Annotated in this window: 17 protein-coding genes and 4 pseudogenes; 12 read left to right on the top strand and 9 right to left on the bottom strand. The window is 68.3% G+C overall.

Features of this window, described 5'->3' with window-relative positions; translation table 11 throughout:
- Positions 1 to 300: pseudogene (locus tag A5713_RS29640) on the top strand (apolipoprotein N-acyltransferase); the annotation flags it as partial.
- Between the two features lie 7 nt (positions 301 to 307).
- Here A5713_RS29640 and A5713_RS06560 read toward each other — a convergent pair.
- Positions 308 to 637: pseudogene (locus A5713_RS06560) on the bottom strand (apolipoprotein N-acyltransferase); the annotation flags it as partial.
- A gap of 35 nt (positions 638 to 672) precedes the next feature.
- Here A5713_RS06560 and A5713_RS06555 point away from each other — a divergent pair.
- The 3 genes from A5713_RS06555 to A5713_RS06545 all read left to right on the top strand — a co-directional run bounded on the left by A5713_RS06555 (position 673) and on the right by A5713_RS06545 (position 3175).
- Positions 673 to 1629 (top strand): SDR family oxidoreductase, encoded by a 957-nt coding sequence (locus tag A5713_RS06555; RefSeq protein ID WP_068093789.1) that lies wholly within the window; start codon positions 673 to 675, stop codon positions 1627 to 1629.
- Positions 1630 to 1645: 16 nt separating this feature from the next.
- Positions 1646 to 2743, top strand: a complete 1098-nt coding sequence (locus A5713_RS06550; RefSeq protein ID WP_068093785.1) for an SAM-dependent methyltransferase — start codon at positions 1646 to 1648, stop codon at positions 2741 to 2743.
- A gap of 72 nt (positions 2744 to 2815) precedes the next feature.
- Entirely contained in the window at positions 2816 to 3175 is a 360-nt protein-coding gene (locus A5713_RS06545; protein WP_068093781.1) for a hypothetical protein, read from the top strand.
- A 1-nt stretch (position 3176) separates the two neighbouring features.
- On the opposite strand, the gene A5713_RS06540 is transcribed toward A5713_RS06545, so the two are convergent.
- Together A5713_RS06540 and A5713_RS06535 are read right to left on the bottom strand one after the other, a co-directional pair.
- Positions 3177 to 4952, bottom strand: coding sequence for an Hsp70 family protein (locus A5713_RS06540; RefSeq protein WP_068093778.1), 1776 nt, complete (start codon positions 4950 to 4952; stop codon positions 3177 to 3179).
- Positions 4953 to 5062: 110 nt separating this feature from the next.
- A complete protein-coding gene (locus tag A5713_RS06535) occupies positions 5063 to 6148 on the bottom strand; it encodes a dihydrodipicolinate reductase (protein WP_068093763.1) in 1086 nt (361 codons plus the stop codon).
- A 105-nt stretch (positions 6149 to 6253) separates the two neighbouring features.
- Here A5713_RS06535 and A5713_RS06530 point away from each other — a divergent pair, with 105 nt between their 5' ends.
- From A5713_RS06530 to A5713_RS06520, 3 genes are all read left to right on the top strand, one after another.
- Complete coding sequence (locus A5713_RS06530) at positions 6254 to 6595, top strand: MmpS family transport accessory protein (protein WP_197509080.1); 342 nt, start codon at positions 6254 to 6256, stop codon at positions 6593 to 6595.
- Complete coding sequence (locus tag A5713_RS06525) at positions 6585 to 7883, top strand: cytochrome P450 (protein ID WP_067919001.1); 1299 nt, start codon at positions 6585 to 6587, stop codon at positions 7881 to 7883. The genes A5713_RS06530 and A5713_RS06525 overlap by 11 nt, the downstream gene beginning before the upstream one ends.
- Before the next feature lie 78 nt (positions 7884 to 7961).
- Complete coding sequence (locus tag A5713_RS06520; RefSeq protein ID WP_067919002.1) at positions 7962 to 8525, top strand: ester cyclase; 564 nt, start codon at positions 7962 to 7964, stop codon at positions 8523 to 8525.
- 5 nt (positions 8526 to 8530) lie between these two features.
- On the opposite strand, the gene A5713_RS06515 is transcribed toward A5713_RS06520, so the two are convergent.
- Positions 8531 to 9241 (bottom strand): haloacid dehalogenase type II, encoded by a 711-nt coding sequence (locus tag A5713_RS06515; protein WP_082972812.1) that lies wholly within the window; start codon positions 9239 to 9241, stop codon positions 8531 to 8533.
- 6 nt (positions 9242 to 9247) lie between these two features.
- Here A5713_RS06515 and A5713_RS06510 point away from each other — a divergent pair, with 6 nt between their 5' ends.
- Both A5713_RS06510 and A5713_RS06505 read left to right on the top strand, forming a co-directional pair.
- Positions 9248 to 9619, top strand: a complete 372-nt coding sequence (locus tag A5713_RS06510) for a YidH family protein (RefSeq protein WP_067919003.1) — start codon at positions 9248 to 9250, stop codon at positions 9617 to 9619.
- A complete protein-coding gene (locus A5713_RS06505) occupies positions 9616 to 9936 on the top strand; it encodes a DUF202 domain-containing protein (RefSeq protein WP_067919004.1) in 321 nt (106 codons plus the stop codon). The genes A5713_RS06510 and A5713_RS06505 overlap by 4 nt, the downstream gene beginning before the upstream one ends.
- Here A5713_RS06505 and A5713_RS06500 read toward each other — a convergent pair whose 3' ends face one another.
- Positions 9937 to 12813, bottom strand: a complete 2877-nt coding sequence (locus A5713_RS06500) for an RND family transporter (RefSeq protein WP_068093761.1) — start codon at positions 12811 to 12813, stop codon at positions 9937 to 9939.
- 596 nt (positions 12814 to 13409) lie between these two features.
- On the opposite strand from A5713_RS06500, the gene A5713_RS06495 reads away from it, so the two are divergent.
- Together A5713_RS06495 and A5713_RS06490 are read left to right on the top strand one after the other, a co-directional pair.
- Positions 13410 to 14297, top strand: a complete 888-nt coding sequence (locus tag A5713_RS06495; protein ID WP_068093759.1) for a glycosyltransferase family 2 protein — start codon at positions 13410 to 13412, stop codon at positions 14295 to 14297.
- Positions 14298 to 14329: 32 nt separating this feature from the next.
- Positions 14330 to 15100 (top strand): annotated as a pseudogene (locus tag A5713_RS06490) (lysophospholipid acyltransferase family protein); the annotation flags it as partial.
- A gap of 2 nt (positions 15101 to 15102) precedes the next feature.
- Here A5713_RS06490 and A5713_RS06485 read toward each other — a convergent pair.
- From A5713_RS06485 to A5713_RS06475, 4 genes are all read right to left on the bottom strand, one after another.
- Entirely contained in the window at positions 15103 to 15339 is a 237-nt protein-coding gene (locus A5713_RS06485; RefSeq protein WP_068093751.1) for a hypothetical protein, read from the bottom strand.
- Positions 15336 to 15479 carry a hypothetical protein gene (locus tag A5713_RS28185; protein WP_156751775.1) on the bottom strand — a complete coding sequence of 48 codons (144 nt, stop codon included), beginning with the start codon at positions 15477 to 15479 and terminating at the stop codon, positions 15336 to 15338. Before A5713_RS28185 ends, A5713_RS06485 begins: the two co-directional genes overlap by 4 nt.
- A 184-nt stretch (positions 15480 to 15663) precedes the next feature.
- Complete coding sequence (locus A5713_RS06480) at positions 15664 to 17151, bottom strand: NAD(P)/FAD-dependent oxidoreductase (RefSeq protein ID WP_068093793.1); 1488 nt, start codon at positions 17149 to 17151, stop codon at positions 15664 to 15666.
- Between the two features lie 183 nt (positions 17152 to 17334).
- Positions 17335 to 17577, bottom strand: a complete 243-nt coding sequence (locus A5713_RS06475; RefSeq protein ID WP_068093749.1) for an acyl carrier protein — start codon at positions 17575 to 17577, stop codon at positions 17335 to 17337.
- A 234-nt stretch (positions 17578 to 17811) separates the two neighbouring features.
- On the opposite strand from A5713_RS06475, the pseudogene A5713_RS06470 reads away from it, so the two are divergent.
- A pseudogene (locus A5713_RS06470) lies at positions 17812 to 18017 on the top strand (cutinase family protein); the annotation flags it as partial.

Here is an 18017-nt window from a genome sequence, read left to right as displayed (position 1 = left end):
GGCTTCGGCGCGCTCTGGCTGCCCTGGGGGTGGTTGGCGCATCGGTTGCTGTCCGCGCCGGTCGGACCGGGCCGGACGGTCGCGGCCGTGATGGTGTTGCCCAGCGCGTGGGTGGCGGCCGAGGCCGTGCGGTCCTGGCCGCCGCTCGGTGGGTCGTGGGCGGCATTGGGCGCGTCCCAATCCGCGCAGCCCGTCACCCTGGCGTCGGCGTCGTTGGGCGGGGTGTGGCTGACGAGTTTCCTTGTGGCCGCGGTCAATACGGCTCTGGTGGGTGCCGTCGTGCATCGCGAGCTGTCCGGCCCGGTCCGACCGGCGCGGACAGCAACCGATGCGCCAACCACCCCCAGGGCAGCCAGAGCGCGCCGAAGCCGGCGGCCATCACCACCAGCAACGGGCCGACGAACGTCACCAGCCAGTACTGCGTGGTCAGCACGTACCCGGCGACGCCGAACCAGGCCCGCACGGACGCCTCCCACGGGGTCGGCGCGGCCCGCACCAACAGGAGCAGCGGCACCAGGCCGAACCAGGCCAGCCACCACCACGCCGGCGCGGGAAAGGCGAACGCCGGCAGCGCGCCGAGGACCAACGCGGCCGCCCAGCCGCGGATGCGCTGTCGACGAGCCGACACAAAGAGCACACTATGACGGGGCGCACACGAAGGGAGTGATTCGCATGGCCAACGATCTCGTCGCCACGGTGCCCGACCTGTCGGGCAAGCTGGCGATCGTCACCGGCGCCAACAGCGGCCTGGGCTTCGGCCTGGCCCGGCGGCTCGCGGCCGCCGGCGCCGACGTCGTCATGGCGATCCGCAATCGCGCCAAAGGCGAAAAGGCGATCGAGGAGATCCGCGCCACGGTGCCCGACGCCAAGCTGACCATCAAGTCGCTGGACCTGTCGTCGCTGGCCGCGGTCGCGGCGCTGGGCGAGCAGCTCAACGCCGAGGGCCGCCCCATCGACATCCTGATCAACAACGCCGGCGTCATGACGCCGCCCGAACGCGACACCACCGCAGACGGCTTCGAATTGCAGTTCGGCAGCAACCATCTCGGGCACTTCGCCCTCACCGGCCACCTGGTGCCGCTGCTGCGCGCCGCCGGCAAGGCGCGCGTCGTCTCCCTGAGCAGCCTGGCGGCCCGGCAGAACGCCAAGATCCACTTCGACGACCCCCAGTTCGAGAAGTCCTACGCGGCGATGTCGGCCTACGGCCAGTCGAAGCTGGCGGTGTTGATGTTCGCCCTCGAGTTGGACCGGCGTAGCCGCGCGGCCGGCTGGGGCATCATGTCCAACGCCGCGCACCCCGGCCTGACCAAGACCAACCTGCAGATCGCCGGCCCGTCGCACGGCCGCGACCGGCCTGCACTGATGGAACGGCTGTACAAGGCGTCCTGGCGGTTCACCCCGTTCCTGTGGCAGGAGATCGACGAGGGCATCCTCCCGGCGCTCTACGCCGCGGCCGCGCCGCACGCCCAGGGCGGCGGGTACTACGGGCCCCGCGGATTCTACGAGGCCGCGGGCGGTGGGGTCCGACCGGCCAAGGTGCCCGAGCGAGCCCGCAACGAGGCTGACTGCCAACGGCTTTGGGAACTCTCCGAGCAGCTGACCGGCGTCCGCTACCCCAGGCCCAGCTGACGACTATCGTTGGGCCATGCGGCCTGAACCTCGGATGCCCGAATCGAGCATTGTGGTCCGGCCCGAACCCGTGTACACCCAGTCGTCGCGGCTGCAGGCCGCCGGGCTGGCCCCGGCGATCGCGTTGTTCGAGCGCGCCGCCGAGCAGGTGGCGCTGCCCAAGGCGCCGCAGCCCATCGTCGTCGCCGACTACGGGGCCGCCAACGGGCACAATTCGCTCAAGCCGCTGTGCGCGGCCATCACGGTGCTGCGTCGCCGCACCCGCCACGACCACGCAATCCTGGTGGCGCACACCGACATACCGGACAACGACTTCTCGGCGCTGTTTCACACGCTCGAGGACGACCCCGAGAGTTACCTGCACCTGGACGCGGCGACGTTCGCGTCGTCGATCGGCCGTTCCTTCTACGATCAGATCGTTCCGTCACAGACGGTCAACCTCGGCTGGTCATCGTGGGCCACGCAGTGGCTGAGCACGATGCCGGGCGAGGTGCACGACCACGTGCACGTCGCCTACAGCACCGACGACACCGTGCACGCGGCCTACGCCGACCAGGCGGCCCTGGACTGGCACAACTTCGTGGCGTTCCGCGGCCGCGAACTGGCCCCCGACGGGCGGCTGGTGGTGATGACGATCGCCCTCGACGAGGACGGCACGCCGGGTTTCCCGACGCTGCTCGACGCGATGCTCGCGGCGCTGCGGGAGCACGTGCGCGACGGCCTGCTGCGCCACGACGAGGCCCGGCGCATGACCATTCCCACATTTGCCCGCAGCGAGAAGGACTTTCGCGCGCCGTTCTCGCCGAGAGGACGCTTCGAAGGCCTGTCGATCGACCGTCTCGACCTGTTCACCGCCCAGGACCGCTTCTGGGCTCGATTCCAGGTGGACCACGACGCCGAGGCCTTCGGGGCGCAGTGGGCGGCCTTCGCCCGCGCGGCGCTGTTCCCCGCCCTGGTGCGCGGGCTGGACGGCGGCGTCCGCGACGCGCGGGCCGGGGAGTTCGTCGACCAGCTCGAGCGGGCGGTTGCGGAGCGGCTGTCAAGCGCTCCCGAGCCGATGCGGATCCCGCTGGCGCTGGTCGAGCTGGTCAAGCGCGAACGATCGCGGCAGTGAGAGTTTCGACACAACGCCGCAACGGGTAACCCCCCGAACATCGCGACATGCGATTGCGAGGGGGTTTGAAGCATGAGCGTCCAGGACGATAAAGCAGATCAGGACACCGATCAAAAGCTGACGGAAAAGCCGGAGCCGGACGAAGGCGACAAGGAGAAGGCCGCCGAGATGATGGAGGCCTACAAAGAAAAGCCCACCATCGTGCTGCCCGGCACCGGGGGAAGCGTGTCGGGGACCGCGGTCAACGAATGGTTGGACGAGGACGGCAACCCCAGGCACGAAGTGCCCGAGGGTGCCGACTCCGACGGCCAGGCGAAGGCCGACGACTCGCGCGACGAGCAGGCTCTGCAGGACCAGATCGAGAAGGACAAGGCCCTCAACGAGCAACTCAAAGAGGCCGCGAAGGCGGAGAACAAGGGCGAAAAGCGTTGACCTATCGGGCCGTTCCCAGCTGAGGGTCCAATTGGGGGATGCCGCTGATGCCCAAGTCTCCGCCGATGCCTTGAATGATCTGGTTGACCCGATCCAGGCCGGGGATGGGTTCGTTGAGTCCGGGGACCGCCGGAATGGGCGGGACCTCAGGGATCCGTGGGATCGCCTGACGCGGCGCCGCCGCCAGCGGCGGCGCCTGCTGCGGTTTGGCCGACGGGACGCTGGTCGACGGCGTCTCGGTGTTGGCGGGCGGGTTGGTGTCCGTGGTCGACGGGGCGGGAGCCTCTTCGGTGGGCGACGGCGGCTGGGCGGTCGCCGTCTGGGCGGGCGGCGCGGGAACCGGGCTGCTGGTCACGCCCGGCGCCGGCGTCGTCGCGGATTTGTTCGCCGAGGTCAGGCCGATCGTGACGGCCGTCCCCACCAGCGCCACCGCCGCCGCCCCGCCGACGACCGCGGCCAGGACCGGCAGCCGAAACAGGCGGCCCTTACGCTTGGCGGCCGCGGGCTCGTCGGTGGTCTCCTCGCCGGCGGGGGTGGGCGTGACCTGCGGTTGCTTACCGGTCAGCGACCACGCCCGCACGGGAGCCGCGCCGGTGATCGCCGCCGACGGGGCGGCCTGCGCCGTCGCGGTCGCCTCCGGCGGGCGGGTTCCCCGGAGGCCGGGTGCCGGTGCGGTCGCCGTGACGGGCGCGGCGGCCGCCGAAGCCGCCGAAGCCGCCGTCGCGGCCGCGGATACCTCGCCGGGAGCGTGCGCCGCCCGCAGCGCGGCGCCGGTGGCGGCCGTCAGATGTGGGCGCGGCGTGGTGATGACCGGGACGCGGAAGTACTGCGACAGCGTGGTGGTGAGCGCGGGGATGTTGGCCCCACCGCCCGCCGTGACGACCGCCGCCAGGTCCTGAATCCCGTTGCGGGCCAACGCGTTTTCCAGTACCGCCACGAACCGGTCCAGCGGCGTGCGGATCGCCTCGTCGAGCTCAGCGCGGGTGACCCGGACTTGCCCGGTCAGCCCGTCGCTCAGGGTGGTCGCCGTGCTCGACGACAGCTCTTCCTTGGCGCCCCGGCATGCGGTCCGCAGCCGGCTCAGTGAGCCGATCGCCACGGTGCCCGCCGGGTCGAAGGAGGTGGTGGTGGGCATGTTGGAGATGACGGTGCTCAGCAGCGCCTGATCGATCAGGTCGCCGGAGAAGTCGTTCAGCCGCACGGTCGGGGCCAGCGCCTGATAGTCGCCGTCGGCGCGCATGAACGTGACGCTGGTGCCGGTGCCGCCGAAGTCGCACACCGCCACGGTCCCGTGGGCGGGTATGCCCGGGCCGGTCCGCACGGCGAGCAGGGTGGCCGCGGCGTCGGGGATGAGCAGCAGCGGCCGCGCGCGCTGGGACCATTCGGCCACCGAGCTCAGCGCGGTGCCCACGGCGTCGACTGCTTCGGAGGCCCAGTGGGCGGGATAGGTCACGGCGACGCTGTCGGGCAGGGGCCGCCCACCGGTGAGGGCGTAGGCCAGCGCGCGCATCGCGTCGGCGATCAGTTGCTCGCCGCGGTGTACCGAGCCGTCGGCCGCCACCAGTCCCCGCGGGTCGGTGACCCGCTGCACGAATCCCGTCATCACCAGGCCGGGCTGGTCGAGCCGCGGGTTCTCCGCGGGCACGCCCACTTCCGGCGCGCGCTCGGGGTAGAGCGTCAGGACGGGCTTGCGGGTGATGGCCCGGCCGGCGGACACCGCCGCGAGGTTGGTGTTACCGATCGACAGGCCCAGCGCGGTCCCAGCTCCATTGGCCATATGTCCCAACCCCAACTTCAGCAACTCGCATCCCAGGCTAGCCGTTATTGTGCCGCCGAAACCTGTACCTCGTCTCAGGGGAACCTAGGTGCCGGCTGTGCGCCGCCCGGTCAGCGGATGTTGCCGGCGCCGGCGATCAGCGGCAGGTCGAGCGGCGTGACCCAGCCCGGCCGCAGGTCGTTGACGGCGGGCACGGCGTTGAGGGCCCGCATCCCGGTCGCCAGGCACCCGGCCGTGGCCGCGTCGCGGCCCGACCCGTCGGTGAACCGGAAAGCGGTTTCCTGGAACACGCTGGGCGTGCCCTCGATCTCGACCCGGTAGACGTCGTTGTCGTGCCCGGTGGGCCAGTCGGGGGCGGCGTCGAGGCCGATGCGGTTCACATGCTCGAGCTGAATCCTGGTCTCGCCCTTGTAGATCCCGTTGATGGTGAACCGGACCGCGGCGACGTGCCCGGGCTTGATCACACCCTTGACGGTGTTGCGCTCGGTCGGTGTCACCCACTTGTCCCAGGTGGTGGTGATCTCGTCGAGCATGATGCCCGCGGCGTGGGCGATCATCGGCACGGTGGCGCCCCACGCGAAGATCAGCATGTTGGAGTCTTCCAGCAGCGGGTGGTATTCGGGCTCGCGGCCGATGCCCATCTCGACTTCGTAATCGCCTTCGTAGTTGGTGTAGTCAAGCAGTTCGGACGCGCGCACCCGGCGCACCTCCGAACACAGGCCCATCAGCGTCATGGGGAACAGGTCGTTGGCGAATCCGGGGTCGATGCCGGTGGTGAAGCACGACGACTCCCCCAGCTCGCACGCCTCGGTGATGGGCTGAATCCACTGCGGCGGGTTGAGGTGCATGGTCGGCCACACCCACGGGGTCATCGCCGTCGAGCAGACGTCGATCCCGGCCCGCAGGAACCGCGTGATCAGCGCGATGTTGTCCTGGGCGTGCATCGCCGTCGGGCCGTAGTGCACCAGCGCGTCGGGCTTCAGCGCGATCAGCGCGTCGACGTCGTCGGTGGCGATGATGCCGACCGGCTCGGGCAGCCCGCAGATGTCGCCGACATCGCGCCCCACCTTGTCGGGGTTGCTGACGCCGACCCCCACCAGTTCGAACAGCGGATGCTTGACGATCTCGGCGATCACCATCTTGCCCACGAAGCCGGTGCCCCAAACCACCACACGTTTTGCGCCGTGTTCCGACATACTCACCTTCCCGTGCCAGCCCCCGTGGGACTCACATTAGAGCGGCGCCGCTTCGTCTGGGCGGAAAGCTTCCGTAGCACCGCATGTGGTGACACGATGCAAATCATGACGAAGCATCGGCGTGGCCTGAGGATCCTGTTCGCCGTCGGAGTCGGCTGGGTCGCGACGGTCCCCGGCGTGGCCCAGGCCATCCCCCAGATGCCGCAGGCCCGCTACGAGGTGACCGGCGGCCCGGTCGCGCAGTACATCTCGTACCAGACCGACGCCGGTCAGCTGCACCAGGTCAACGTGCCGCTGCCGTGGTCGACGGAGTTCACCTCCTTCGGCGGGCAGGTGTTCGTGATCAGCGCGCAGGGCGCCGGCCCCCTGCGCTGCCGGATCCTGCTCGACGGCAACGTGGTCGCCGACGCGCAGTCGGCGGGCGGCAGGACCGTCTGTGCCCACTAAGACGGGTATCGCGACGCGAACGAACGGGGCTCCGCCGCCGGAGGTCCCCCTGTCCGATATCCACCTGGACTCGCTGGACTTCTGGGGCCTCGACGACGACTTCCGCGACGGCGCCTTCACCACGTTGCGCCGCGAGGCGCCCATCTCGTTCTGGCCCGCGATCGAGATGGAGGGATTCGTGGCGGGCGACGGGTACTGGTCGCTGACCCGGCACGACGACGTGCACTTCGCCAGCCGCCATCCGGAGATCTTCAGCTCCAGCCCCAACATCACGGTCAACGACAACGCGCCGGAGATCGCCGAGTACTTCGGTTCGATGATCGTGCTCGACGACCCGCGGCACCAGCGGCTGCGTTCGATCGTCAGCCGGGCGTTCACCCCGAAGGTGGTGGCGCGCATCGAGGCGTCGGTGCGGGAGCGAGCCCGCCGGCTGGTCGCGTCGCTGATCGCCAATCACCCCAACGGGGAAGCGGACCTGGTCACCGAGCTCGCCGGCCCGCTGCCGCTGCAGATCATCTGCGACATGATGGGGATCCCCGAGGAGGACCATCAGCGAATCTTCCACTGGACCAACGTGATTCTCGGGTTCGGCGACCCCGACCTGACGACCGACTTCGACGAATTCCTCAAGATCTCGATGGACATCGGCGCCTACGCGTCCGCGCTGGCGGAGGACCGCCGCGTCAATCACCACGACGACCTGACCAGCAGCCTGGTGGAGGCCGAGGTCGACGGCGAGCGGCTGTCGTCGGCGGAGATCGCGTCCTTCTTCATCCTGCTGGTGGTGGCGGGCAACGAGACGACGCGCAACGCGATCAGCCACGGCGTGCTGGCCCTGTCGCGCTACCCCGACGAACGGGACAAGTGGTGGGCCAACTTCGACCGGCTGGCGCCGACGGCGGTCGAGGAGATCGTGCGGTGGGCCTCGCCGGTGGTCTACATGCGGCGGACGCTGACCCGCGACTTCAAGCTGAGCGGCACCAAGATGGCCGAGGGCGACAAGGCCGTGTTGTGGTACAACTCGGCCAACCGCGACGAGGCGACGTTCGCCAACCCCTGGCTCTTCGACCTGGCGCGAACCCCCAACCCGCACTTCGGTTTCGGTGGCGGCGGGGCGCATTTCTGCCTCGGCGCCAACCTCGCCCGCCGCGAGATCCGGGTGGTCTTCGACGAGTTGCGCCGCGAGATACCCGACATCGTCGCCGTCGAGGAGCCCGCCCGGCTGCTCTCGCAGTTCATCCACGGCATCAAGGCGCTGCCGGTCGCCTGGACGCCGCCCCGGGGGTAGCGCGCGGTCCGGAAGCATGTGCGCACTCGAAAACTTGATAGCGCCGGCGCTATCAAAATTCTGCCTAACCTATTCGTCATGACGATTCCCGCGTTCCCCGCCGCGGACGTACTTGCCGCCCGCCAGAAGCTCGTGCTCGACCACTTCCACGACGAGGTCCGCCAGGACTGGGACGACGTGTTGTCGACCTTCCCGCATCCGCGCTACGAGCTGATCCCGCAGATGATCGTCCACGACGGCGATCGAGCGGTGCGCGACTACTACGCCTACACCCGCACCGCGTTTCCCGACCAGGACCACGAGATCATCGCGCTGCGGCACAGTGCCGACGCGGTGATCGTCGAGTTCTGGCTGATGGGTACCCATCTGGGCTACCTCGGCAAGGTGCCGCCGACGGGCAGTCGGTTCCGGGTCCGCATGACCGCCTACTTCGTCTTCGACGAGACGGAAACGCTTGTGTGCGAACGCATTTACTTCGACACGCTGACCATGATCAAGCAGCTGCTGGGCGGGCTGGACATGAAGAAGCCAGCCAATTGGCTGCTGGCCGCGCGCTGCGCGCGCGGCTTCCTGTCGATGTCGTCGGAGAAGCCGGACCCGGCGCTGACCAATACCGTCCCGCCGAGCTTCGCGACTGCCTGAACCGATCAGCAGCCGAGTTGGGCTGCGAGATCGAGGAAGTCGGACGCGTTGATGTCGAACTCGTCGGAATAGGTCACGTCGGCGTCGCCGTCGGTGCCGAACTCCAGCGGGCGCGCGACGAAGGCGGTCCGGAACCCGAGCCGGGCCGCGGCGCGGATGTCGTACTTGTGGCTGGCCACCATCATGATCTCGCCGGCGTCCAGGCCCAGATACGTCGCGGCCATCCGATACACCGCCGGGTCGGGCTTGAACGCCCCGGCCATCTCCGCGGCGAAGATCGCGTCGAAGGGCAGCCCCGCCCGCTTGCAGATGCTGACGACCGCCGACACGTCGGCGTTCGACAGCGTGGCCAGGGTGTAGGCGGTTCGAAGCCGGGTCAGCCCGGGCACCGCGTCGGGCCAGGGCTTGAGCCGCTGCCAGGCCAGGGTCAACTCGTCGCGTTCGGCGCCGGAGAGGGCGATGCCGCGCTGGTCCAGGACCGCGTCGAGGGCCCGCCGATACACCGCGCGCGCCGACACCCACGCGGTACCGTGGTGCTCCGCCGTGTCGAGCGTCGTGAAGTAGCCTGCGCGCCAACGCCGTACCACGTCGGGCCAGTCGGCTTCCGGGTGCCGCCCGGCGGCGATCCGCCGCGCCTCCTCGCACAACGTCGAATGAAAGTCCGTCGCCGTGCCTTGCACGTCGAACAGCAGCGCCTTGACCACAGGCTTCATCATGCAACGATGTGCCTCGTGGCCGACACCGACAGCGCCGAAGAGCGCGAGCCCGATTACCGGTTCACCTTCGCCAACGAGCGGACTTTTCTGGCCTGGCAGCGCACGGCGCTGGGGTTGCTCGCCGCGGCCGTGGCGCTCGTGCAGTTGGTCCCGGAGCTGGGGGTCCCCGGCGCGCGCCGTGTGCTCGGTGGGGGGCTCGCGCTGCTGGCCATCCTCACCAGCGGGATGGGGTTGTTGCGTTGGCAGCAGGCGGATCGCGCCATGCGTCACGGGACCCCGCTGCCACGGCATCCCTCGCCGACCTACCTGGCGGTGGGCCTGACGGTGGTGGGGCTGATCGCGCTCGCGTTGGTGATCGCAAAGGCGGTCATGAGTTGAGCGAGTCGACGGCGGAACGCGGGGACCAGGCCGAGCGGACGACGCTGGCCTGGACGCGGACGTCGTTCGCGTTCCTGGGCAACGGCGCCCTGCTGATGATCAGGAACCTGCACGGCCCCGTCCGCCCGGCCGACCTGGTCCCCGCCGGGCTCGCCGGCGCCGTGGCGTTGGGAACGTTCCTGATCGCCGTGCGCCGCCAACACACCCTGCAGCAGCGGCCCCTCCCGCAGCGACTCACGCCCCGGCGCCAGGTGCACGTCATCGGCGGGGCCGTGCTGGCCCTCATCGTCGTCACCGCGCTCGCGCAGCTGATCTAGCTACTCGCCCAGCAGGGCCCGCACCGCCGGGCGGGGCCCCGTCGGCCGGAGCATGGCGCTGGCGGGGCGGGGACGCACCGTCAGCGGCCACCAGAACCAGCGGCCCAGCAGCGCGGCGATGGCCGGGGTCATGAACGCGCGCACCACCAGGGTGTCGAACAGCAGGCCCAGGCCGATCGTCGTGCCCACCTGGCCGAGCACCCGAAGCTCGCTGACCGCCATGGAGGCCATGGTGAAGGCGAACACCAGGCCCGCATTGGTCACCACCTTGCCGGTACCGCCGACCGCCCGGATGATCCCGGTGTTCAGCCCGGCGCCGATCTCCTGCTTGAACCGGGCGACCAGGAGCAGGTTGTAGTCGGACCCCACCGCCAGCAGGATGATCACCGACATCGCCAGCACCAACCAGTGCAGCTCCATCCGAATGAGGTGCTGCCACAACAACACCGAGAGCCCGAACGACGCTCCCAGCGACAGCGCGACCGTCCCCACGATCACCACGGCCGCGGCCAGGCTGCGGGTGATCACCAGCATGATGATGAAGATGAGGCACAGCGAGGAGATCGCCGCGATCATCAGGTCGTAGCTGGCGCCGTCGGAGATGTCCTTGAACACCGCCGCGGTGCCCCCGAGGGAGATCCGTGCGTTCTCCAGCGGGGTGGTCTTCAGCGCCTCCTCGGCCGCGGTCTTGATGGCCTCGACCCGCGCGAAGCCCTCGGGTGTCGCCGGGTCGCCTCGGTGCAGGATGAACAGGCGCGCGGCCTTGCCGTCCGGCGACAAGAACATCTCCATGCCGCGCTTGAAGTCTCGGTTGCCGAAGACGTCCGGTGGCAGATAGAAGGAATCGTCGTTCTTGGACGCGTCGAACGCCTGGCCCATGGCGCCGGGGTTCTTGCCGTTCTCATCCAGCTGGCCGAGCACCCCGGACATGGTGCTGTGCATCGTCAGCATCATGGTCCGCATGCTGGCCATGGAGTCGATCATCGGGGGGATCTGGGCGATCAGCTGGGGCAGGAGCACGTCGATCTTGTCGATGTCGGTGACCAAATCGCCGAGCCTGTCGTTGATTTCGTCGACTCCGTCGATCGCGTCGAAGATCGATCGCAGCGACCAGCAGACCGGGATGTCGTAACAGTGGCGTTCCCAGTAGAAGTAGCTGCGCACCGGCCGCCAGAAGTCCTCGAAATCCGAGATGCGGTCGCGCAATTCGGCCGTGATCGCCTGCACGTCGTGGGTTTCGCCGGTCAGGTGGTGGGTGGTGGCGACGAGCTGCGAGATCAGGCCATGCATGCGCTGCATGATGGCGATCATCGTCGCCAGCTCGTCGGCCTGCCGCAGTAGGTCGTCCATCCGTTGCCGTTGGAAGGCGCTGTTCTCGGCCAGGACGGCGTTTTGCGCACCGATCATGAACGGCAGCGTGGTGTGCGGGAGTGTGGTCCCGTCCGGCCGGGTTATCGCCTGCACCCGGGAGACACCCGGAACGGCGAGCACGCCTTTGGCTAACTTGTTCAGTACCAACATGTCTGCCGGGTCGCGCAGGTCGTGGTCCGCCTCGACCAACAAGAGCTCCGGCTTCATCCGCGCCTGGGAGAAGTGGCGGTCGGCCGCGGCGTAGCCGGCGTTGGCCGGAATGTAAGCGGGAACGTATTGCCGGTCGTTGTAGCTGGTCTTGTACCCGGGCAACGCGAGCAGCCCGACGAGGGCGACGCCACACGTCGCCACCAGAACGGGCGCGGGCCAGCGGGTGACCACCGTGCCCATCCGTCGCCAGCCGCGGACCTTGATCATCCGCTTGGGGTCGAAGAGGCCGTAGCGGCTGCCGACGGTGAGCACCGCGGGCCCCAGGGTGAGCGCGGCCGCGACGGCGACGAGCATGCCCGCAGCGCAGGGGATGCCCAGGGACTGGAAATAGGGCAACCGGGTGAAGCTCAGGCAGTACGTCGCGCCCGCGATCGTCAGGCCGGAGCCGAGGATGACGTGGGCCACCCCGCGGTAGGTGGTGTAGTAGGCCGTCTCCCGATCCTCGCCGGCCTGGCGGGCCTCTTGGTAACGGCCGAGCAGGAAGATCCCGTAGTCCGTTCCGGCCGCCAGGCTCAGCGAGGTGAGCAGGTTGATGGCGAAGGTGGAAAGCCCGACGACGCCCAGGTCTGCGAGCAACGCGACGGTTCCGCGCGCGGCGACGAACTCGACGCCGACCAGGAGCAGCAGCAGCACGACGGTGACGATCGAGCGGTACACGGCGAGCAACACGACGAAGATCACCAGGACGGTCGTCGCCGTGATCAAGACGAGGGACTTGTCGCCGCTGGCGTGCATGTCCGCGATCAGCACCGAGGGCCCGGTCAGATAGACCTTGAGCCCGGCGGGCGGGGGCGTTCGCGCGACGATGCCCCGAACCGCCTCGATCGATTCCGCCGCCAGGGCCTCGCCCTGGTTACCGGCGAGGTCGAGTTGCACGTAGGTGGCCTTGCCGTCGGCGCTTTGCGCGCCCGCGGCGGTGAGCGGATCGCCCCAGAAATCCTGGACGTGCTGGACGTGCCGCCGGTCGTCTTTCAGCGTGCGGATCAGGGCGGCGTAGAACTTGTGCGCGTCGTCGCCAAGGGGTTGGTCGCCCTCGAGGACGATCATCGCCGCGTTGTCGGAATCGGATTCGGCGAAAACCTTGCCCATCCGCTTCATCGCCTGGATCGATGGCGCTTCGTCGGGCGTCATGGACACCGAATGTTCTTGTCCGACTTTTTCCAGCGATGGGACACAGAGGGTCACCAGGACCGCGACTGCCAGCCACCCGAAGATGATGGGGATCGAAAATCGGCGGATGGCGCGTGCGATGAATGGCTGTTCCGGATGTGCGGTGGCCGTGCGATTGTTGGTCACTCGGATTTCAATTATTGCCCTTTGCCCCGAGGTTTCTCGTAATGCGCACGACGCTTAGCACGGACGTCCACTTTGGTGTTGGTGTGTTCCGCGGGTAAACGTACGCTACGACGGGCGATGACGACTCGCAAATCGAACAATTGCCGTCTTCTTGGTCTCCGGCGACCTGCCGCAACGGCAGCGGGCGCTCCCTCCGGCCGGTGACGAGCGTCACCTCGGGGCCGCGGGCTGCGCAGGTCGGCCCGACCCGAGTCTTCAGTCCGCCTGCGCGGCGGGCATTTTCGCGCCCCGTACCGCCGAGCGGGCGCCGTTTCCGGTGGTTACCGAAGCCGAGCGGAACGTCACGACCGGCGCTACACTGCTCCCTCATGTGTTCAACGTAGACACGTGTTGAACAAGCTGCCCTTGCGGGGTTAAGGTTTCGAGAAAACAAGCGATATCCGGAGGCAGACTGGGCCGCGATTGCCTTAGGGTCCGAATCAATGAGCGCACCGAATTCCCCGCAGCGGGCAATTCGGTGCGCATGTTCCACCGGCGCAGGGTCGGGGCCAATGCCAGTTTCCGTTTCTGCGCCTTCGCAGATTGGTCTCTGAGTAATGCCCCAACAGCCGTCCGTCGCGATCGTCATTCCGGCCTATAACGAGGAACGTTATATCGGCAAATGCCTGGCATCGTGCCTCGACCAGACCTCTGCGCCGGAGGAGATAATCGTCGTCGACAACAAGTCGACGGACGGCACCGCGGCCATCGTGCGCCGGTTTCAAGCCGAGAACCCGCACGTCGACATCCAGCTGATCGAGCAGAACGACCATCAGGGCATCGCCCCGACGCGCAACCACGGCTTCGATCACGCGCGCAGCGACGTCATCGCCCGGACCGACGCCGATTCCGTGGTCGCCAGGGACTGGGTCGAGACGATTCGCCGCCGGTTCGAGGATCCCGACGTCGACGCGGCGAGCGGGCCGATCGGGTTTCACGACATGCCGCTGCGGGGGTTCCTGTTCTGGACCGACTCGACCCTGCGCGGCAAGGTGCACAAGTACGCGAAGAACGAGCGGTTCCTCATCGGCGCCAACATGGCGATTCGCGCCCAGGCGTGGAAGTCGGTCCGCCACCTGACGCAGCTGGACCTCGAGGACTGCCTGCACGAGGACGTCGATCTCGCGCTGACCTTGTTCAAGAACGACTTCGAGATCGCCTACGAGCCGGGCATGGTAGTCGCCATGTCGGCCCGGCGGGTGGAGTCGTCACCGCGCGAGTTCTACCGGTATGTCACGCGCTATACCAGGACGACCGACCTGCACGGGGTCAGAAGTCCCGCGGGCTACACGGCGATCACCACACTGCTGTTGCTGTACTTCCCGTTCCGGACGATGCGGTTCTTCTACGATCCCGAAAACCTGCAGTTCACGTCGTCGAAGGCGCGCAACAAGCTGCGCGCGATGCGCGCCGGGCGGCGGTTACCCCGCGCGTCACGTCGATGACCGCCGGCGGTGAACTAGCCGATCCCGACGGCCCGCGACCCGCCGACCCCGGCGCCGCGGACGCCCCACGTCCGGGCGGGCCGATCGCCGGCCTCCGCAGGCAGGCGGCGCTGGTCGCGGGGTTCGGGTTGGCCGTCCCGCTCGCCGCCGGCGCGCTGGGGCTTGGCCTGCTCAGCGGGAGCCGGCGCCGCGGGCTCAACTTCTTCTCCTCCACCTGGCCCCACGCGCTGCTGGCGACCAACGGCATCCGCATCAATGTCGTTGGCACACAGAACCTGACGGCGCAGCGCCCGGCCGTCTTCCTCTACAACCACCGCAACCGCGTCGACCCGTTCGTCGCCGCCGCGCTGCTGCGCGACAACTGGATCAAGATCGCCAAAAAGGAACTGGCGAGCGACCCGATCATCGGCACGCTGCTGAAGCTGAACGACGGGGTGTTCCTCGACCGCGACGACACCGCCGCGGCGGTGGAAACCCTGCACCAGGTCGAGGAGCGCGCGAAGCAGGGGCTGTCGATCCTGATCGCCCCGGAGGGCACCGCGCTGGACACCACCGGGGTGGGGCCGTTCAAGAAGGGGGCGTTCCGCATCGCGATGGCGGCGGGAATTCCGATCGTGCCGATCGTGATCCGCAACGCGGAGATCATCGCCGCGCGGGATTCGATGGAGATTCACCCCGGCACGGTGGACGTCGCGGTGCTCCCGCCGATCCCGGTCGACGACTGGACCCTCGACACGTTGACCGATCGCATCGCCGAGGTGCGCGGGCTGTATCTGGACACGCTGGCCGATTGGCCGGCCGAGTCCTAGGCGGTTGCCCGAAGCCCGGAAACCGTCGAGCGCATCGGACGCAGCGACGACAGGAACATCACTCCATAACCGTTGGCGCGCAGGCTGACTCGCAGGCCCGCGCTTGGCGTGTTGTGCTCGAACCACCGGGCCAGGGCCGGGCGGTGCTGGTAGGCGGAGGCGTTCTCGACGCCCAGCAGCCGCAAGAGGGCCGACAACGTGTTGGGCTGGCTGGCCCCCGAGGCGATGGTCAAGGTGTTCCTTCCTGGGTGTGCAGGGGTAGCAGCTGCTGTGTGGTCGAGTCGGCTACCGAATGCGCGGGCGCGTCGATGTCACCCAGCACGAAGGCGAAGGTGATCGCCAGGCAAGCGCATCCCCGGCACAGTGTTTCCATTGGGCCACATCGACTTTCGCATCGGTCGCGGACGGAAGTCCGCGTATCTGCTTCGGGCCGATTACCCCGCTCCGGCGCACGCAAACGGCACGGGGGTAAATCCACGGAATCGCCGGCGTCCCATCGGCCACACGGGTCACTGGAACGGCCGCCGCGGCCCGGGGCTGCTGTGGCGGGTGTGGCGTTACGCGATCACGTAGTCGCTGAGCGGGAACGTCGCGGCTTCCCGCACCGAGTTCAACGTCGACGTGGGCCGCAGCAGCGACGCCTCGCCGCTTGGGCTGAAGTAGTACGACCGCGACGTGGCGCAGTTGCCGGAGTAGAACACCGTGTTGTCCAGCCGTTCGGTCATCCGCTCCATGAACCGGTCGTTCGCCTCCTCGGTCACCTCGAAGGTCGTCGCGCCGCGGCGCTTGACCTCGCCGAGCAGCCGGTCCATGTGCCGCATCTGGTACTCGATGGTGTGGAAGAAGGACAGGCCGGAGAAGGCGAACGGGCTGGCCAGGCTGAAGTAATTGGGGAAGTACGGCATGGTGACGCCCTGGTAGGCCTGGAACCGGGTCTCCCGCCACCACTTTCCGAGGTTGCGGCCCTTGCGGCCGACCACCTCGATGGCCGGGAAGTTGGCCTCCCACAGGTCGAAGCCGGTCGCCAGGACCAGGGTGTCGATCACGGTCTTACGCCCGTCGACGGTGACGACGCCGTCCGGCTCGATCCGCTCGATCCCGGCGGTCTCCAGGTGCACGTTGGGCTGGGTGAACGCGCGGTAAAAGGTGTTGGAAAAGGTCGGCCGCTTGCAGCCGAGGTCATAGTCCGGCGTCAACCTGGCGCGCAGTTCCTTGTCGCGGATCCACCGGAACCGGTTGATCTTGGCCAGGTCGGAGGCGGAGATGTTGCCCCGCCCGCGGGACTCTTTGAAGTGCAGCGCCCCGACCACCATGATGATCTCGAGCAGGATGTCGGTCACCCACCGCAGCGCACGCTGGGCCGCCGGCACCCGGGCGAACAGCCGCCGCACCCCCGGGGAGAACCCGAAGTCGAACTTCGGCAGCACGTGGGTCGCGGTGCGCTGGTAGACGGTCAGCTCGCCGGCCTGCCTGGCCAGCTCCGGAATGACCTGCACCGCCGACGCCCCGGTCCCGATGACCGCGATGCGCTCGCCCTGGTAGCGGTGGTCGTGGTCCCACGCGGTGGTGTGGACCACCTTGCCCCGGAAGCTGGAGACGCCGGGGATGTCCGGCATGCGGGGCTGGGACAGGAAACCCGTGGCGGTGATCAGGAAACGCGACGTCAGGGTTTCCCCGCTGGCGAGCGCCACCCGCCACACCGCGGCGTCCTCGTCCCACTGGGCGCCTTCCACCGTGGTGTTGAACCGCATCTTGCGGCGCACGTCGTACTTGTCGGCGACGTCTGCGGCGTACTTCTTGACCTCACCGCCAGGCGCGAACAGCCGCGACCAGCCCGGGTTGGGCTCGAACCAGTAGGAGTAGGTGGTCGACGGGATGTCGACGGCGATCCCCGGGTAGTGGTTGACGTGCCAGGTACCGCCCAGGTCGTCCTCGCGCTCCACGATGACGAAATTGTCGTACCCGAGGCGCTTGAGCTGGATCGCGGCGCCGATGCCCCCAAAGCCCGCGCCGACGATGACGGCGTCGAAAAGGTCCGTGTCCACACTCTGCTCCGTGCTCACTTGCTCTCGCTCCGCGCTTACACACAAAGAACTTTCACTAATCTTACGGAATTCTAATAGCGCTGTGCGCGACGACGCGGGCGTGTTTGCCGGCATGTGACCTTGCCGACACCAAAAGCTGCTGCCAGACAGGCTGTTTTGCCGGACGCGGCGTTGCCAGCGCTCTTAGCGCGCGGCCGGCCCGGCCGAGGCCGTCGCCTGGAGGCGGCCCAGGAACTCGTGGCATCGCCGCGCGCGCTCGGAGTCTTGCGCCATCACCTCGCTGAAGAACGATGCGACGTCGTCCATGCCAGCGTTTTTCGCGTCGCGCACGTACTGGCCGTAGTCGTGTCCCGCCTTCAGCGAGTGGTACTGCACAGAGATGAGGTCGAAAGTCAGGTCATCGAAACCTGTTTCACCCGTAGTCATGTCATCACCCTTCCGTGTCGTCAGCGTGTTCGCCGGACCGGCTACCCTGGGAGATCGACACCAAACGGCGGCCCGGGGGCAGTTTCGTTAGATGGCGTTTCCCCGGGTCCTTTCGGATGGGCGTCATATCGGTGCGACGACACGCGGCGCTCATCCGACGCATGTTGCGGCGCCTAGGTATACAGGAAACAATGACGAATTGTTCGCCATATTGACAGTTTGGGAGGGGTCCGTATGGGCACTAGTCGCGGCATGATCGCACGTCTCTTCATCCGTTCCCTGGCTCCAGCAGTCGCCGCGGCGTCCGGCCTCGGCGTGTCGGCCCTCGTCGGTTCCGCCCTGCCCACCGCCGCCGCCCAATGTCCCGACGTACAGGTGGTCTTCGCCCGCGGCACCGGCGAAGCCCCCGGCGTCGGCCCCACCGGACAAGCCTTCGTCGA

This window comes from Mycobacterium sp. E2497 (assembly GCF_001668695.1).
Lineage (GTDB): Bacteria > Actinomycetota > Actinomycetes > Mycobacteriales > Mycobacteriaceae > Mycobacterium.
This window is presented reverse-complemented; position numbering and strand designations above follow the sequence as displayed.

Bases quoted from the DNA above. Each gene is read 5' to 3' on its own strand.
- A5713_RS06550 (WP_068093785.1), top strand. From the start codon at position 1,646: ATGCGGCCTGAACCTCGGATGCCCGAATCGAGCATTGTGGTCCGGCCC.
- A5713_RS06530 (WP_197509080.1), top strand. From the start codon at position 6,254: ATGACGAAGCATCGGCGTGGCCTGAGGATCCTGTTCGCCGTCGGAGTC.
- A5713_RS06510 (WP_067919003.1), top strand. From the start codon at position 9,248: ATGTGCCTCGTGGCCGACACCGACAGCGCCGAAGAGCGCGAGCCCGAT.
- A5713_RS06535 (WP_068093763.1), bottom strand. From the start codon at position 6,148: ATGTCGGAACACGGCGCAAAACGTGTGGTGGTTTGGGGCACCGGCTTC.
- A5713_RS06545 (WP_068093781.1), top strand. From the start codon at position 2,816: ATGAGCGTCCAGGACGATAAAGCAGATCAGGACACCGATCAAAAGCTG.
- A5713_RS06495 (WP_068093759.1), top strand. From the start codon at position 13,410: ATGCCCCAACAGCCGTCCGTCGCGATCGTCATTCCGGCCTATAACGAG.
- A5713_RS06555 (WP_068093789.1), top strand. From the start codon at position 673: ATGGCCAACGATCTCGTCGCCACGGTGCCCGACCTGTCGGGCAAGCTG.
- A5713_RS28185 (WP_156751775.1), bottom strand. From the start codon at position 15,479: ATGGAAACACTGTGCCGGGGATGCGCTTGCCTGGCGATCACCTTCGCC.
- A5713_RS06475 (WP_068093749.1), bottom strand. From the start codon at position 17,577: ATGACTACGGGTGAAACAGGTTTCGATGACCTGACTTTCGACCTCATC.
- A5713_RS06540 (WP_068093778.1), bottom strand. From the start codon at position 4,952: ATGGCCAATGGAGCTGGGACCGCGCTGGGCCTGTCGATCGGTAACACC.
- A5713_RS06515 (WP_082972812.1), bottom strand. From the start codon at position 9,241: ATGATGAAGCCTGTGGTCAAGGCGCTGCTGTTCGACGTGCAAGGCACG.
- A5713_RS06520 (WP_067919002.1), top strand. From the start codon at position 7,962: ATGACGATTCCCGCGTTCCCCGCCGCGGACGTACTTGCCGCCCGCCAG.